This window comes from Paradesulfitobacterium aromaticivorans, from assembly GCF_054657415.1.
Genome location: NZ_BAAHYT010000010.1, coordinates 74,685 through 87,541, shown reverse-complemented (window position 1 = coordinate 87,541; position 12,857 = coordinate 74,685). Strand labels below are relative to the sequence as shown.

The following is a 12,857-nucleotide window of genomic DNA, read 5'->3' as shown; positions in this document are numbered from 1 at the left end:
GAGTGGTGTAGCTGCAGCGGGTGCTCACAAATGATAAGACTCAGAGGAGGGGCAAAGAGAATGACATTGCCAAGTCCAGGCCAACGTATACTGATGGCTGGAAACAACGCCATTGCCCAGGGTGCTTACGAAGCTGGAGTGTATTTTGCTTCGGGTTACCCTGGAACTCCAAGCACGGAAGTATTGGAAATAATTTCACAATATTCAGATATCCGTGCGCAGTGGGGTGCGAACGAAAAAGTAGCTTTTGATGAAGCGATGGGTGTAGCAATGTCCGGCAAACGGGCCTTATGCTCCATGAAGTATGTCGGGCTTAACGTGGCTGCCGATTCCTTCATGGTATTTCCTTTTGCCGGAACCGTCGGCGGGTTTGTGGTGATTTCCGCGGATGACCCAGGAATGTACAGTTCCCAAAATGAACAGGACAACCGTTATTTCGCTCGCCTGGCCCAGGTGCCCATGATCGAACCGAGCGATCCGCAAGAGGCCAAGGACTATCTGAAATTGGCTTTTGAGCTAAGTGAACAATTTTCCACGCCGGTGCTCTATCGGACGTCCATGCGTGTCTCCCACAGCAAAGGTATGGTGACCGTGGGTGAGCGCACCGAGTCCGTAAGTGACAAAAAATTTGTTAAAGACGTCCCGAATTGGGTCGTGCCTATCTTCGCCAAGTCTCTGCGTGCCAAACTGGACGCTAAAATAGCAAGAATTACGGAGTTCGTTGAATCCTATCCGTACAATCGGATTGAAGACGGGAGCGGTAAGATCGGGATCATTACCAGTGGTGCCTCTTACACCTACGCCAAGGAAATCTTCCCTGACGCCCCGGTCTTTAAGCTCGCCCTTACTTATCCCCTGCCCAAGCAGAAGATCCTCGACTTTTGCGCCCGGCACGAACAAGTATATGTCATTGAGGAATTAGAACCGTTCATGGAAGAGCAGATCCGCGCCTGGGGTGTGGGCAATATCGTAGGCAAAGACCGCCTGCCCCGGACGGGAGAATTCAGTGCGGACGTCTTGGCTAAGGCTTTCTTCGAAGAGGAACCGGTGACAGATTTTGCCGGAGAGTTTGACATTATTGCCCGTCCACCCCAGTTGTGCCCAGGTTGTCCCCACCGTGGGGCTTACCTGGCCTTGAAAAAGGCCGGAGTTCTGGTTACTGGGGATATTGGCTGTTATACCCTGGGAGCGCTGCCGCCGCTTGGTGCTATGCACACATCCTTCTGTATGGGCGCTTCGATTGGGAACGCTTTCGGCTTTGAAATCGGGGGCACGGAGAAAGTGGCAGCGGTAATAGGGGACTCGACCTTTATTCACGGCGGGATCCCTCCCCTCATTGACGTCGTTTATAACGGGGGCAACACCACTACTTTAATCCTGGACAACAGAACGACGGGCATGACCGGGCATCAGGAACATCCGGCAACTGGCTTGACACTAAAGGGCCAAGAGGCCCCGCGCCTTGACCTCGTAGGTTTAGTTAAAGCCATCGGGGTTGAGCATGTGCAAGTGGCAGATCCGTTTAACCAAAAAGAAATGTATGCATCAGTTAAAGAAGCTCTTGATCATAACGGCCCGTCTGTAATCATCACCAACAGACCCTGTATCTTCGCCCGCGGTGAGAAAACCAGGCCGAAGACCCCGTATGTGATTAATGAGGATAAGTGCACGCAGTGTGGTGCCTGCCAGCGCATCGGCTGCCCCGGCGTCCTGCCCGGGGAGCAGCCGTGTATTGACGAGGTCGCCTGCACCGGGTGTTCACTGTGCGCCCAGGCTTGTAAATTCGATGCGATTGGGCTAAAGGGGGATGCGTAATGTCGCAAGTAACTAATATTCTCCTCTGCGGGGTCGGGGGTCAGGGAGTGCTCCTGGCCAGCGAGGTTTTAGCCTTGGTTGCTGCCGAGGAAAAGGCGGAAGTCAAGCAAACGGAAGTGCACGGGGTCGCCCAGCGGGGCGGTAGTGTCGTAAGTCACCTGCGTTTTGGGGACAAAGTTTATTCCCCGACCGTACGTACCGGCACCGGGGATATCTTAGTCGCCTTTGAAAGATTGGAAGCTGTACGTTACGGGCATTATGTCAAACCTGGCGGTTTAATGCTGATCAACGATGTTGAAGTAATGCCAGGGCAAATCGGAGATTATAAGCCCTATCCCAGCGGCATTATAGAATTTTTGGGGAATAAGGGCTTCGCCCTCCAATCAATCCCGGCTACCGCCAAAGCCAAAGAATTAGGAAATCCCCGCGTGAGCAGTCTGATCATCCTAGGCGCGTTGTCGGCACACTTGGATTTGTCGGCTAAAGCCTGGGAAGCCGTGATTAAAAGAAGAATTCCGGCGAAACTATTGGACGTTAACCTTAAGGCATTCCAAGCGGGGGTAGAGATCGGCAAGAGTATGGCCCAGGCCGCAGCGGCCGGTGCCTAATGAAAAAAAGGAGGGGCAAAGAGAGATGAGGGTAAAAAAACCAGTTACCGGGACCAAGCAATGCCTAATTTGGGACAGGGAGCATGAGACGATGCCTCGGCCCAAACTCGAAAAATTGCAACTTGAGCGCCTGCAGCGCACGGTTGAACGCTGTTACCAGCGCGTACCCTTTTACCGGGAGAAAATGGACGAGATGGGCGTAAAGCCTGAAGATATTAAAACACTCAAAGATGTGAGCAGGCTTCCATTTACGACCAAATATGATCTCAGAGAAAACTATCCGTTTAAGATGTTCGCTGAACCGATGGAGCGCGTTGTACGCCTTCATGCCTCAAGTGGCACTACCGGCAAGCCGGTTGTTGCCGGATATACGGCCAAGGATCTTGACACTTGGGCTGAACTGATTGCCCGCGTTTTCACTGCCGGTGGGGTAACGAACGCGGATATCGTGCATAACGCTTATGGGTACGGACTCTTTACCGGGGGTATGGGTTTCCATTACGGCGCAGAGAAGGTCGGGGCTACGATTGTCCCGGTGTCAGGAGGATTGACGAAAAGGCAAGTCATGCTGTGGCAGGATTTCGGGGCCAATGCCCTCTGTTCAACCCCTTCCTATTCCCTCGTATTGGCAGAACAGGCTATAGAAATGGGGATCGACCCAGCACGTGACCTCAAACTGAGAGTAGGATTCTTCGGTGCTGAACCGTGGACTCTCGAGATGAAGAAAGAGATCGAAGACAAACTCAATATTGAGGCCTTTGACATTTATGGTTTAACTGAGTTAATCGGACCTGGAGTATCTTCAGAATGCCCGTACCATGACGGCTTGCACATCAGTGAAGACCATTTCCTGATCGAGACGATTGATCCCGAGACCGGTGAAGTCTTGCCACCAGGGATCCCGGGGGAGATGGTAATTACCTCTCTCACGAAGGAAGCATTCCCGGTCTTGCGTTTCCGCACCAGGGATCGCACGATTATTAACCAGGAGACCTGTGACTGTGGCCGCACCACTGCTCGCATGATGAGAGTGACTGGGCGTACGGACGACATGCTGATCATCCGCGGGGTCAATGTGTTCCCCTCCCAGATTGAGAGTGTGATCCTATCTGTGCCGCACCTTGAACCACAGTATGTGATCGTGGTTGACCGGGGCAGTTCCCATATGGATGACCTAGAAGTATTGGTTGAGTGTTCAGAAGATTTATACAATCGGGGTTCTGAGGCCATGAAAGAGGCCCAGGAACATTTAAGCCGTGAACTGCATCAGGTTCTGGGCTTAAATGCCCGCATCAAGGTTGTGGGGCCGAAGACTCTGCAGCGCAGTGAGGGCAAGGCCAAACGGGTGGTGGACCTGCGCGAGATTAATTAAGCGGGGGTGAGAAGATGGGCATGACAATTACGGAAAAAATCCTGGCCGCTCACGCCGGCTTGTCTGAAGTGCGTCCCGGTCAAATCGTCAATGCCAAGGTGGACTTGGTTTTGGCCAATGAACTCTCTGCTATCGTGGCTATTGAAGAGTTCGGTAAAATCCGGGGAGCGGAGAAAGTATTTGATCCCAGTAAAATCGTGATCGTGCCGGACCACTTTACGCCAAACAAAGATATTCAGTCCGCTAAAGTTGCCAAGGCCGTGCGCGAATTTGCCCGCAAGCACGAGACCCTGTACTACGAAGTAGGACGCATGGGGATTGAACATGTGCTCTTGCCCGAGCAGGGATTGGTAAGGCCCGGCATGTTGGTGATCGGCGGGGACTCCCATACCTGCACGTACGGTGGGATCGGAGCCTTCGCCACCGGCGTTGGTTCGACTGACGTAGCCGTAGCTTGGGCTTTGGGCGAAGTATGGCTCAAAGTGCCACCGACTATTCGCATCGAATTCCGGGGTAAAAAACAGCCATGGGTATCCGGCAAAGATATGATTCTCTATGCCATTGGACGTCTGGGCGTGGATGGCGGCATCTACAGCGCGCTTGAGTTTACAGGGGAAGCCATCAGCGAACTCTCAGTGGCAGAGAGGCTGACCATGGCTAACATGGCCATTGAGGCCGGCGCGAAAAACGGTATCTTTGCCGTCGACGCCAAAACCGAGGAATATGTACACAACGCCACTGACAAACCGTACACCGTTTATCGGAGCGATCCGGACGCTGAGTACGCGCAAACGATTGTTTTCGATATGGCTGAGATTGAGCCTCAGGTGGCTTTCCCTCACCTGCCGTCTAACACCAGGCCTATCTCTCAGGTTGGGGATGTTCCCGTGGACCAGGTTGTGATCGGCTCCTGCACCAACGGTCGTATTGAGGATTTGCGGGTGGCGGCTGCGCTCTTAAAAGGTAAGAAAATCCATCCGCACGTACGCTGCATCATCATTCCCGGTACGCAGAAAGTGTACATGCAGGCCATGAAAGAAGGACTTTTGGAAACATTTGTCCAGGCTGATTGCGTGGTATCTACCCCGACTTGCGGTCCTTGTGTCGGCGGGCATATGGGAATTATGGCCGAGAATGAGCGCTGTGTCTCCACGACCAACCGTAACTTTGTTGGGCGCATGGGGCATGTAACCAGCGAGATTTACCTGGCAAGCCCGGCGGTCGCAGCTGCAACCGCCCTCGCCGGCAAAGTCATGAATCCGGGTGAGATCAAGTAAGGAGGGAGAAAGAGGAATGATTGAAGGAGCTGTCTGGAAGTTCGGCCGGGACATTGATACGGATGTCATTATCGCCGGTCGCTACTGCAATATTCCTGACCCCAAAGAACTCGCGAAATACGTGTTTGAAGACCTCGATCCCACTTTCGCCTCCCGGTTTGTCCCCGACGATGTGATCGTGGCTGACTCGAATTTCGGATGCGGCTCTTCAAGGGAAGTCGCGCCTTTGTGTCTGAAAGCCGCCGGGGTGTCGGCAGTGGTGGCCCCCTCATTTGCCCGCATCTTTTATCGCAATTCCATTAACATCGGGCTCCCGATTTTTGAAATTCCTGACATTGTCAAGTTCTTTGAACAGGGCCAAAAAGTCAGGATTGATCCAGCCACCGGTGTGGTGACTAATCTGTCCACATCCCAGTCGTTCACGGCTGCCCCCTTCCCGGAATTCATGGAGAAGATAATGGCAGCCGGGGGGCTTGTGAATTATGCCAGCGAGCGTTTAGGAGGGGGTAAATCATGAATAAGTCCCCGCGCAATTACAGGATTGGAGTCATCGGCGGTGACGGAGTCGGTCCGGAAGTAGTGGCCGAAGGGCTGAAGGTGCTGGAGCATGTTTCCCGTCAATCTGGGTTTACGTACGAAATCACGGATTATCCCTGGTCAGCCCAGCACTATCTTGACACCGGTGTAACCATGCCGGAATCCGTGCTCGAGGAGTATAAAGGCATGGATGCTATCTACCTCGGTGCCCTTGGGGATCCGCGCCTTGAACCCGGCTTTATTGAAAGGCCCGTGATTATGGGGCTGCGTTTTGGGCTCGATCTCTATATTAATTTGCGCCCGATCAAGCTCTATGCGGAAGAGTTCTGCCCGCTCAAAGGCAAGAAACCGGAAGACGTGGATATGGTAGTCGTGCGCGAAAATACCGAGGATGCTTATACCGGGATCGGTGGAATCTTCAAAAAAGGGACACCGGATGAAGTGGCAATTGCCGATATGATCTTTACCCGTAAAGGAGCGGAACGGGCTATCCGTTATGCCTTTGAACTGGCTCGCAAGCGCAATAAACAGAAAAAAGTAACTCTTGTAGACAAAGCGAATGCTATCCGGGCCATGGATCTCTGGACTCGCGCTTTTGAAGAAGTGGGGGAAGAGTACCCGGACATTGAGAGGGAACATGCCTATATTGATGCTGCCTGCATGTGGATGGTGAAAAATCCGGAGTGGTTTGATGTCGTGGTCACGAGCAATTTGTTCGGGGATATCCTCACGGATATCGGGGCCATGATCCAGGGGGGGTTGGGCATCGCCGCTTCCGGCAATATCCACCCGGGTAAGGTCTCCATGTTTGAGCCGATACACGGTTCTGCGCCCAAGTATGCCGGTAAGAATGTGGCGAATCCGATGGCGTCAATCGCGGCCATCGGGATGATGCTTGATTATGTCGGGGAAACGGAAGCCGCAGGAAAAATTGACCAGGCCTTGCGCGGACTCTTATCCTCCGGCAAGGTGCCGTCTTTGGGAGCGGACTCCGGTCTCTCGACTATCCGGGTGGGAGAAATGGTGAGAGAAGCGTTAGGGTAATAAAAATAAGAAGTCAGGAGACAGGAGTCAGGAACGTTAGTCTCCAGTGGAGACTAACGCCGTTCGGCCAACCTCAAGAGAAATTCTCCCGGCCGAACGGAGCAGGAGTCAGAATAGTTTTTGGGTACAAAGAAATCTCCTACTGAATTCTGAGTACTGAATTCTGAAACAAACAGAAGTACTCCGGAAGTAATAGGATATACAGCCAGCAGAACGGTAGGAGAAATCCCGGCAGGCGATGCCGGGGTATGAGGTTGCAGCGAATTATGGTAGCAGCTGGAGGAGGTTTATTTAAGAGAGAGATAACTAAAGGAGGTTATATTATGCTGCGTGAACCCATTGAGCAACTGCTCCACGGTCCGCTTGAATTTACCAAGGACATTCAGTTTCCCGATCCGAAAGATTTGCGCATCTATGATTCAACCTTAAGAGATGGGGAGCAGATGCCGGGGGTGGCTTACACCCCGGAGCAAAAGCTGGAAATCACTAAAATGTTGAGTGAGATCGGCGTTCATATTATCGATATCGGTTTCCCGGGAGTGTCTGCCTCTGAGCAAAAGGCTCTGCGCCTGATTATGGAAGCTAAACGTCGCGGAGAATTGCGGCCGGACTTGGAGATCGTGGTGATGTGCCGCTCCAATCACCGGGATATTGATGCGACCCTGGAGGTGCTGCAGGAGATCAACATTGCAGCGGAAGAAGTCACATTCTTTATCTTTACCACAGCCTCTGATCTCCACAACAAGTATAAAATTGGGAAAACCTTGCTTCACCGCGAGGGCATCTCGGAGGATGAGTGGCTGGAGCGACCGCTTGAGTGGTATCGTGAAGCGAATATCCGCATGATGGAAGATGCGATCAGCTATGCCCGCTCCAAAGGAGTAAAATACATTGAATTTGGCGGGGAAGACGGCTCGCGCGCTGATATCGACTACATCATCGAACTGCACAAGCGCGGCCTGGCGGCAGGTGGCACCCGCCCATCCTTCCCGGACACGGTGGGTACACTCTCGCCCGAAGCCAGCGAATTCTATACATCCCGCCTAGTGAAGGCAGTTCCGGAAGCCCCGCTCTTAGTCCATTTCCACAATGATTTTGGGCTCGGCAGTTCTAACACCATTACGGCAATCAAGAATGGGGCCAAGGCTTTTTGCACTACGGTTGCCGGCTATGGGGAACGGGCCGGCAACGCCCCCTTGCATGAAGTGGTGGTAACTCTAAAAGTCCTGTATGGCATTGAGATTCCGGGATTCAAGTATCATTTGCTTAAGGATCTGTACCGTTTGGTTGAAAGCTATTCCGGTATTCCGGTACAGGCCCATGCCCCGATCATCGGACCTCAGGTCTTTACGCATGAAAGTGGGATCCATACGGCAGGGGTTTTGATCGACCGCCGCATTTATGAGGCGATTCCGTCTGAACTAGTCGGGCAGCAACAGCGTTTTGTTTACGGCAAACACTCCGGCGGCCAGATTATCGAGTTTGCCTTAAAGCGGATGGAGAAAGAACTCAATGATGCCGGAGTTAAAGTTACCCCTGAACTGATAGACAAAGCAACGGTCGAAATGAAACGCCTGCGCGAAGCGAAGGCCTCGACAGACCTTTTGCAAAAGCTTATTCATATTTACCATAAAACCCTGGACTCAATCGGACTGACGGACAAGGATCTGTTTGAGACAGCAGTGCGTATCAGTAAAGAGTTGAATCAGGGAGCATAATCGAGGTTCGATATTTGATATTCGATGTTCGATTCAAGTTAGGTTCGAAGTCCAAAGAATAACCAGTAGGAGTAACTACGCTAAACGAATGGATTAAAAGGCTAGGAATGTAAGACCTAAAGTTAGGCAACTCCTGGCCTTTTTTGCTTTTTACTCCTAAGAACAGCTCATAGTTACTGAGTTGCGACAGTTGTTGCAATAGTGCGACCAAGAACCAATGACGAAGGAAAAGGGCTAATGTGATGATAATGTGTCAAAAATCGTATGGTCAAGGTTAACTCATTGTAAATGTCTCGTCATTGCGACTTTCTTGGCTAGTCAGAAAGTATAAGTTTGAGGGCGCATAAGTGCAACTAAGGCTTCCGCCTGCGCCAGAGGCTTAGCGCAAGCCGAGTTTTCTTTATTAGAACGAAGCGCGCGAAAAGCGATTTATTGTACTCAAAGGCCTTGAGCAAGCTGTTGGCATGCTAGTTGCATTAGATTGATGAAGAAAAGAGTCAGAAGATTTTAACAGGAAAGGATGTGCTGGATGGATTAAAGATTACGATCGGACGATAAATGTCCTGAGTTGTCTGGATAGCGGCAATCCTCGTTGTATTAGAATGGAAAATGTATGAACAAGGAGATGAAAGGAACTTGAATGGTTTAAGGAGGAGTAGATTCTATGTAGCTGCTCACCAAAGAGAAAAGATATTGGAGGCTCTTAATTCTGGAACGGATGCAATTATTTTTGATTTAGAGGATCTTGTGCCTGTTGATAAAAAGGAAACAGCTCGACGACTGACAAAAGAAACGATGGCTAACCCGAATTTTGAAACGATAGAAATGATGATCCGGGTTAATAATTATTCAACACCATTTACTGCGCTTGATTTGGAACTATTGACTAAACGGGTAACCACAGTTCTCTTTCCCAAAGCGGAAAGTTCGGAAGAGATAAAAAAACTGGATGAAGACATTAGTAAGTGTGAAGCGCTCTTAGGGTTGGAAATAGGGACTATTGGGATTCATCCGGCAATTGAAAGTGCTCTCGGCTTACTTAAAGCCTATGAGATTGCATCTTCTTGCTCCCGGGTGACGGCAATATCTATTGGGGCCTCAGATTTTATTAAAGATATTAGGGGAGTTAAATCTAAAACCGGGATCGAGACATTCTATGCTAAATCCCACTTAGTTTTGGCAGCGAGGGCCGCTGGAGTACAAGCATTGGATACGGTTTACCCCCGTGAGGATGTTGAAGGTTTAGTCAGAGAAACAGAGGAAAGTTTTACCCTTGGATTTGACGGAAAAGGCGTGATTCGTGCCGAACAAATTCCGATTATTCACGAAATTTATGCTAAAATGAAAGATAATAAGTAGTTTTGACCGATAAAAGGAGACCGGAAATGATCAAGGTAGATGGAGAAAAATGTATAGGTTGCAAACTATGTGAGCTTAACTGTCCGCTAGGTGCTATTAAAGTGGTAAACAAAGTAGCAGTTGTCGCGAATACATGTTCCCATTGCGGAGTATGCCTGCAAGTTTGTAATAAACAGGCTGTAGCATTTGGCGAACCCGAAGCTGACAGCGTTCTGTGTACGAACTGCGGGGTGCGCTGCCAGGTTCCGTCCGGCGCTGTGGGGGCATGCAAGCGGTTTAGCAATGAAAACGGGCAACTGGTGCGCAACCGTCCCTTGCAGATTCCGGTGAGAGAGGACATCAACAATGAAAGGATCGCTACGTCCAAGCCATTAATTACAGCGGTAGGGGCAGGTGCGAGTTATCCTGATTATAAGCCGGCTCCTTATATTGTAGAAGATAGGGTAGAAGATCTCGATGTTGTCACGGTTGTGACGGAAGCCCCAGTCTCCTATAGTTCAATGATGGTGAAGATCGATACAAACCAGCATATCGGCGACGAAGGTGCTCTTATCAGGCGAGATGGCAGAGTCGTTGGGATGGTTACGACGGAGCAATATGGTTCCCACGTATTGATCATAGGCGGAGTTAACAAAGTTAAAGGGCCAAACGGACTCACGGTTGTAAAAACACTTAAAGAAATAGGAAATAAAGAACCGGTTCGCCTTAAGATTGAAAATGGGGCCACGCTTGATTTGGAAGTAGGTAAGAAGCCGATTATTAACGGGGTTGAAGATTCCAAAATGCGAGTTGGGTGTGGTGGTGCATGTTGTGGCTTATTTGCCCAGCACTTGGCCAAAGTGGTCGATGAGGCAGTTATTTTGGATCACCATATCACCGGTCTGTTAACTAAACATCCGGCTGGTGCCGAGCTTCTGCCCTATAGCGGGATTGTTCCGGTCGGCCGTTTGGCTACGACAGGGCGCTATTTCTTTGAGCATGGCACGGGTTGGGGCGGAACCAATATTGAAGATCCGCGCCAGGCCATTAAAGACGTAAATTTGGAATTTGCCCGGCCCGGCATGAAAGTCCTAGTCGCTGAAACCACTTGGCGCCAAATCGCTGTCTTCGAGGTCAATGATAATGGCGAGTTATCTCGAATCTCAGTTACTCCCGAAATGGAGAGTTTACGGGAAATGTTGGAGAACAATTGCGAGGACAGCAGAGTATCGGCAATGTATTATGCAGGAGTTGGTGGCAGTGCCAGGGCAGGGGTCACGGTAAATCCCATCAAACTCACTCAGGCAGTCCACCGTGGGGATGCAGTCCTGAGTATTGCCGGAGCTCCTGCTTATGTGATGCCTGGCGGAGGAATAACATTTCTGGCAGATGTCGAACAAATGGTGCCACAACCTTTTACTTACACTACCTCACCGGCTATTGTGGCCCCGATCGAGTATACGATATTGCGTAACAAATATGAAGAAATTGGCGGCCATATCAGGGCGATCCGTCCTTTAAAGGAAGTGATTCAGGAAGGACGTTTTCAGTGGTATAAGCGAGAATAGACTAAATTAAGTATTTTATTACCATGAGGTACCGGGTAGAAGACTCCTCCGAGGCCGGACGGAGTTCTAAGCCGTATTTTTCAAAACGCAAGCCCCTGATATATCGGCGGAGCTTATCTTAAGTAAAGGAGGCGCAAGGCTCTTTTTCCGCAGGGACAAATCGGGATGCCATCGGGCGAAATCTTAATATCACTATCAATTTCCATGAAATCCCCCTACCGAAAAGTAGGAGGAATTCAATATCGATGGTTCAAGCAAAGCCTTGTGCCATCAGACTCGGCGAATGCCGAGAGTCTATAAATTTATTAGGAGGTATCCGCTAAATGGGTAAGAAGTTATTAGCTATCCTACTAGCACTGGTCCTTCTGGGCGCCGCCGGGTGTTCTTCCTCGAAGCAGGCCGGCACGACTGAAAAGATAATCAAAATTGGGACATCGGTGCCATTAACCGGACGGTTGGCTGCGGAAGGTGCGCTTTATAAACAAGGGTATGAGCTATGGTCCGAAACCGTCAATAAGAAAGGCGGCATTAAGGTTGGCGGCGACACCTACCAGGTAAAGCTGTTTCTGTATGATGACAAAAGTGATCCCGAGACGGCCACAAAGCTGACCGAAAAACTGATAACCGAAGATAAGGTGAATTTCCTTCTGGCTACTGCCACTAGTGGCCTGGTACAGGCCACCAGTAGTATAGCTGAGCGGTATAAGACTATTATGGTGGCACCTATTGCAAATGCCGAAGCTCTATATAAGAAAGGGTACAAGTATATCTTCGGACAATTACCCAGGGCGGGCGATAATATGAGCACCATACTACGTATGGCCAAGGATTATAAATTAGACATCAAGTCCGTCGCAATTGTTACTCCTGACGACCTCTTTCCCCTGGCTACCACGGAGGGTATTAAAAAGGAAGCAGAAAAAGACGGCATCAAGGCTACAGTGATAAAATATCCCAAAGGCAGCACGGATATGTCAACGGTGGTTTCCCAAGTAAAAGGGATTAACGCTGATGCAGTTTTCCAGACATCTGATTACCAGGAAGTAATCCAATTTATCCGCCAAATGAAGGAACAGAAGGTGAGTCCCAAACTAATGGGGTTCCAGGATCCTCCGGGAATGCCCGACTTTGTACCTAACCTGGGAAAAGATGCTGAACAGCTACTGGGTACGGCCTGGTGGTGGGAAAACGTGCCATACCAGGATCCCTTATTCGGGTCCGCGCAGGAGTTTGCTCGGCTGTACAAAGAAAAATACAACATGACCACGGTTGCTTACCGACCAGCAGCCGCTGCCGCAGGAGCGGAAATACTTCAACTTGCTATTGAAAAGGCCCAATCTCTGGACACGGAGAAAGTAAGGCAGGCTTTACTGAATACTACCTTTGAAACACTGCTTATGCCGACTCAATTCGGAACCACAGAGGATGGGCTGACACAAATTAACGTCAAAGGCTTACCGGTTGTCTTACAGATTCAAAATGGCAAACAGGTAGTGCTCTACCCGGAAAAACTCAAGAATGCTGACCCTGTTTTCCCATTCCAACCCTGGGATAAACGCTAGGCGATAAGGGTGGCGGGG

Annotated in this window: 10 protein-coding genes; all 10 read left to right on the top strand. The window is 50.3% G+C overall.

Annotated elements, in window-relative coordinates; all coding sequences use genetic code 11:
- The first annotated feature begins 60 nt into the window (after nucleotides 1–60).
- The 10 genes from iorA to ACYQ2N_RS05680 all read left to right on the top strand — a co-directional run bounded on the left by iorA (nucleotide 61) and on the right by ACYQ2N_RS05680 (nucleotide 12,839).
- Nucleotides 61–1,815, top strand: coding sequence for an indolepyruvate ferredoxin oxidoreductase subunit alpha (gene iorA, locus ACYQ2N_RS05725; RefSeq protein WP_459998087.1), 1,755 nt, complete (start codon nucleotides 61–63; stop codon nucleotides 1,813–1,815).
- Nucleotides 1,815–2,423, top strand: coding sequence for an indolepyruvate oxidoreductase subunit beta (locus ACYQ2N_RS05720; RefSeq protein WP_459998085.1), 609 nt, complete (start codon nucleotides 1,815–1,817; stop codon nucleotides 2,421–2,423). Before iorA ends, ACYQ2N_RS05720 begins: the two co-directional genes overlap by 1 nt.
- 25 nt (nucleotides 2,424–2,448) lie before the next feature.
- Nucleotides 2,449–3,795, top strand: coding sequence for a phenylacetate--CoA ligase family protein (locus ACYQ2N_RS05715; RefSeq protein ID WP_459998083.1), 1,347 nt, complete (start codon nucleotides 2,449–2,451; stop codon nucleotides 3,793–3,795).
- Between the two features lie 14 nt (nucleotides 3,796–3,809).
- Nucleotides 3,810–5,072: a 3-isopropylmalate dehydratase large subunit gene (gene leuC, locus ACYQ2N_RS05710; protein ID WP_459998081.1), complete on the top strand. Its 1,263-nt coding sequence runs from the start codon at nucleotides 3,810–3,812 to the stop codon at nucleotides 5,070–5,072.
- 16 nt (nucleotides 5,073–5,088) lie between these two features.
- Entirely contained in the window at nucleotides 5,089–5,589 is a 501-nt protein-coding gene (locus ACYQ2N_RS05705; RefSeq protein ID WP_459998080.1) for a 3-isopropylmalate dehydratase small subunit, read from the top strand.
- Nucleotides 5,586–6,653 carry a 3-isopropylmalate dehydrogenase gene (locus ACYQ2N_RS05700; protein ID WP_459998079.1) on the top strand — a complete coding sequence of 356 codons (1,068 nt, stop codon included), beginning with the start codon at nucleotides 5,586–5,588 and terminating at the stop codon, nucleotides 6,651–6,653. The genes ACYQ2N_RS05705 and ACYQ2N_RS05700 overlap by 4 nt, the downstream gene beginning before the upstream one ends.
- 323 nt (nucleotides 6,654–6,976) lie before the next feature.
- Nucleotides 6,977–8,371: a LeuA family protein gene (locus ACYQ2N_RS05695; protein ID WP_459998078.1), complete on the top strand. Its 1,395-nt coding sequence runs from the start codon at nucleotides 6,977–6,979 to the stop codon at nucleotides 8,369–8,371.
- 636 nt (nucleotides 8,372–9,007) lie between these two features.
- The gene (locus ACYQ2N_RS05690; protein ID WP_459998077.1) at nucleotides 9,008–9,730 is read left to right on the top strand and encodes an HpcH/HpaI aldolase/citrate lyase family protein; all 723 of its coding nucleotides are present in this window, start codon (nucleotides 9,008–9,010) and stop codon (nucleotides 9,728–9,730) included.
- A gap of 26 nt (nucleotides 9,731–9,756) precedes the next feature.
- Entirely contained in the window at nucleotides 9,757–11,277 is a 1,521-nt protein-coding gene (locus ACYQ2N_RS05685) for an ATP-binding protein (RefSeq protein WP_459998076.1), read from the top strand.
- A 323-nt stretch (nucleotides 11,278–11,600) separates the two neighbouring features.
- Nucleotides 11,601–12,839: an amino acid ABC transporter substrate-binding protein gene (locus ACYQ2N_RS05680; RefSeq protein ID WP_459998074.1), complete on the top strand. Its 1,239-nt coding sequence runs from the start codon at nucleotides 11,601–11,603 to the stop codon at nucleotides 12,837–12,839.
- The last annotated feature ends 18 nt before the right edge of the window (nucleotides 12,840–12,857 follow it).

Bases quoted from the DNA above. Each gene is read 5' to 3' on its own strand.
- iorA (WP_459998087.1), top strand. From the start codon at position 61: ATGACATTGCCAAGTCCAGGCCAACGTATACTGATGGCTGGAAACAAC.
- ACYQ2N_RS05720 (WP_459998085.1), top strand. From the start codon at position 1,815: ATGTCGCAAGTAACTAATATTCTCCTCTGCGGGGTCGGGGGTCAGGGA.
- ACYQ2N_RS05715 (WP_459998083.1), top strand. From the start codon at position 2,449: ATGAGGGTAAAAAAACCAGTTACCGGGACCAAGCAATGCCTAATTTGG.
- leuC (WP_459998081.1), top strand. From the start codon at position 3,810: ATGGGCATGACAATTACGGAAAAAATCCTGGCCGCTCACGCCGGCTTG.
- ACYQ2N_RS05705 (WP_459998080.1), top strand. From the start codon at position 5,089: ATGATTGAAGGAGCTGTCTGGAAGTTCGGCCGGGACATTGATACGGAT.
- ACYQ2N_RS05700 (WP_459998079.1), top strand. From the start codon at position 5,586: ATGAATAAGTCCCCGCGCAATTACAGGATTGGAGTCATCGGCGGTGAC.
- ACYQ2N_RS05695 (WP_459998078.1), top strand. From the start codon at position 6,977: ATGCTGCGTGAACCCATTGAGCAACTGCTCCACGGTCCGCTTGAATTT.
- ACYQ2N_RS05685 (WP_459998076.1), top strand. From the start codon at position 9,757: ATGATCAAGGTAGATGGAGAAAAATGTATAGGTTGCAAACTATGTGAG.
- ACYQ2N_RS05680 (WP_459998074.1), top strand. From the start codon at position 11,601: ATGGGTAAGAAGTTATTAGCTATCCTACTAGCACTGGTCCTTCTGGGC.